This window comes from Actinomadura sp. NPDC048032 (assembly GCF_040653175.1).
Classification (GTDB): domain Bacteria; phylum Actinomycetota; class Actinomycetes; order Streptosporangiales; family Streptosporangiaceae; genus Spirillospora; species Spirillospora verrucosospora.
Window position 1 is genome coordinate 1 of record NZ_JBEZJP010000631.1, and the last position, 3,280, is coordinate 3,280.

At 63.1% G+C, this 3,280-nt stretch carries 2 protein-coding genes; one reads left to right on the top strand and one right to left on the bottom strand.

Annotated features, from left to right (window positions below; all coding sequences use genetic code 11):
* Positions 1–567 precede the first annotated feature (567 nt).
* Positions 568–855, top strand: a complete 288-nt coding sequence (locus tag AB0C69_RS40300; protein ID WP_360361707.1) for a hypothetical protein — start codon at positions 568–570, stop codon at positions 853–855.
* Positions 856–2,072: 1,217 nt separating this feature from the next.
* Here the strand turns inward: AB0C69_RS40300 and AB0C69_RS40305 are convergent.
* A complete protein-coding gene (locus AB0C69_RS40305) occupies positions 2,073–2,468 on the bottom strand; it encodes a DUF5958 family protein (RefSeq protein ID WP_360361710.1) in 396 nt (131 codons plus the stop codon).
* Between the last annotated feature and the right edge of the window lie 812 nt (positions 2,469–3,280).

A 3,280-nucleotide genomic window follows, 5' to 3' on the forward strand; every position in this document is an offset into this window, starting at 1 on the left:
GGGCCCCTCGCGTTCGCCGAGGTGCTGCGGATCGGGGTGAAGATGGCGGGCGCGCTCGCCGCCACCCACGGGACCGACGCCAGCAACGCCTCGAGGTGGGCGCGTTCGAAACCAACTGTCGCGCACTCGGGATCGCGCTCGTCGCCCCCGGGCGGGTCACACGCTAGACCCACGCGGTCATCGACGGGTACTGCAGCTCGAGCAGTCCGTCGTCGCCGCAGGCCCCCCACATTGGCCAAATACTGCTCCGGCGGGGGGCAGTCGAGGCCCATCCGTTCAGGGGAGCCGGGCGCCCCGGATGTTCCACCCGAATTCATTTCTGCGGACTCGGAGCCGTTGAGATCGGCCGCGACGGAACACGGTTCACAGCCGGCCGCCGGACCTCTTGACCGCCGTCACAGGCGGGTGAGGGAATCGGTTCGTCATGTAAGGCGGAGGAAGGCGCCGGAGTGGAAGGCCAGTGGTGCGTCCCCGGGGGCGGCGTCGGGGTCGTGACGTCGTGGTCGCCGGACCGGATCTGCTGCTCGATCGAGCAGTCGAACCAGGCCGCGGCGTTGCCTGACCGACGTGGAGCGGCGCGTCCCGGTCCGCACGGTCATCGAGACCGACGGCCCGTTCAGCCACCGTTCCCTCTGGTTCACCAGCCGCGCGTCCGCCACCGGGCGCCACGAAGAACTCGACGCGATCGTCTCCGCACTCCAGGAGTCGGACCCATGGGTGCGGCGGAACCCGCGCGAGGCGGCCGAGATGTTCGCCGCCGACCTTTTCCACGCCAACGACCTGATCGAACGCCCGGTCCGGGTCGCCGACGCCGTCCTACCTGAAATCAACGAACTGGTGCGGGCCACGACCTGACCCTCCCGACAGGGCTTCGCCGACGCGCGAACTCAGATGAAAGGCCCGCGCTGCGGATCGACCCGCCTGAGGCCGTGGCCGCCGATGCAGATACTTCCACCGCCGAACTCCGCCGACCAGACCGCCGCACTCACGATGATCGACCATCTATGTGAGCGCTTCGGGAGTCTGCGAAGCGTACGCGTTGGCTCCCCGGCTGGCTCCCGAGACTACGAAGCGGTCATCGGGACGCCCGAGAGCGTGTCGCAAGCAACGCTCTGACCTGTAAAAACATGGGGTGGGCGATACTGGGTTCGAACCAGTGGCCTCTTCGGTGTGAACACGATCAATCAAGCCCGAGGGAAGCCACCTCTCGGCAAATCCGCAGGTCAGACAGCATCCTTCGCTCCACCACAGCGCACTTCAGGGAGGATCAAAGACGGCGCGATCTCCCACAATTAACACCGCCGCTACCGCGACCTCACTAACCCACGGTAGCCAGAGGCACCAGGTCCGTCCGGACTCTCTGAGTAGCCGCTTCGGTGGGCGACTCACCTACCAGCGAGTCACTCCAACAGCGCATCAGAGCCTGCCCCGCCAGTCCGGAGTCGTAATCATGTTCGTGGAGATATGCGAGCTCGTCTTCTGACGTGGCGGGAAGCTGATGGAGGCGCTGATCTCGACCTCCGGCCAACGCAGGGCGACCCTTGGACTCAGAGACGTACACGTCCACCATGAACGCCCGGGCGGCATCAGCCGGGTGATCGCAAACACGATTCGTCCAGGGCAGTTGAGTAAAGCGCTGGCCGACGGATCCGGGCAGCATCAGCGTTGGCAGCTGGCCGGACGCTGTCCTCGGACGCAGACGTCAGCCGGGTCCTCGTTTATCTTCTACATGGTTATCGGTGGCCTGAGTAACGAGACCGGTCATAGGTTCAGGTAACGGTTTCTGAATGCTTCATTCCGACTTCTCCAGCATGGACCACGGCTCGCTGCCCATCGATCGTGAGGAGGGGCGCCCGGCCAGGCAGTCGATCCTCAGTCAAAAGGTACGCCACGAACCAAGCCAAGCAGCGATCCTAATGTCCGACACCCCTGAGGTTCCAGCCCCACCCGTCGATGACCGTGTCACTGCTTCATGCGCCCCATCCTCCGCCCGCTCTTCGCGAGATCAGCCATGCGGCGGAGGGGCAACGCGCGGGAACTACAGGTAGACCCCAATAGAACGCACGCCATCACTACCTATCATCATTCCAGTTATGCCAAAAATGCGAGCAGCCTTGAGCGCATTGCACCTTTCGTCTCCTCGTATCGGCAACCGATAGAATCGCAAGCAGAAGCCGAAATGAAGTTTCCATCTCACTTGCTGGCAAGTTGCCAACCTTAGCCAACTGTTGACGGATCTCGCCACGAGATACCAGCACGGCAGGGGTGGCCGTTGGCTTTACTTCGGCCAGTGCGATGCTTGCTTGGGCATCATCGGTCGTCGCCCCGGCCTGGAGTGCATAATAAGCGAGCTCTCGGACTACTTCGCGTTGAGATTCGACAGACAGGTTTCGGTACCAGAAAATCCCTTCGGACAGCGGGCGGCGCCCCTGACTGAGTTCATTAAGCAAAATTACATTACTATTCATCAAGGCGCCTTAGGATTGAAGATAACGTGAGGAAGGCTTGGATCCAGAGTAGTGTATCCTGGCGCTTCGGGGTTGTAGTTCTGGAAGATGTCGAGGCCAAATCTGCGCCCCTGCCAGTCCCCACCCACGCCGCGAGGGAGCGAGAACTTAGCGCTACCTCGGGCTCTCGACGGACCCGTCAGGATGTAATCCCAGTCTGAACCCTCCTGCGCGGTCCCGGCAGCGCGGCTTCCTACCAGAACGATCTGCTGCTTGGTCCTATTTGCTGCATTTTGAATGCGGCGTATTTCACTAGGAGTAAGGCCAGCTTCTTCAGCCGTGCGGAGACCTGAAGCACAACTCTTGCGGCAAATTAGGCCGACGACTTCCGATCCGCTTGGAAGCTCGCCAGCACCGTACCCGCTACTAATCGCCCCTCCGGCACTGAGGGCTGTGGAAACCGCACGCAGACACCCACCGGATCTGGCGCAGGCTAGCCCTGCCGCCTCGAAGGCTCCAGATTCGCAGCCTCCGGCGAGGCATAGGACGGCGCCCACGGTGACGACTGTGGCGATGCCACCTGCCACGAGTGCGGGCTTGAGGCCGGCGTCAGTAGTGTCATGACCAGTGAAAGGGTTGTGGGTGCACAGGCCCTGGGCGCTGGAGTTGATGGTTCTGCAGAAGCCGTCCCATTGGTTGTCGTCCAGGCCGCCGGAGAGGAAGGCGATGGCGTCGCGGAGAGTGAAGTCCTGGCTTCCCCGATACCCGAGGTTGAGCAGGTACGCGGCACTCCGCTCCCGGATGGACGAGGCGGGCGAGCGGCGGGTGTTCGT

Coding starts and splice junctions, on each gene's coding strand:
- AB0C69_RS40305 (WP_360361710.1), bottom strand. CDS start 2,468: ATGAATAGTAATGTAATTTTGCTTAATGAACTCAGTCAGGGGCGCCGC.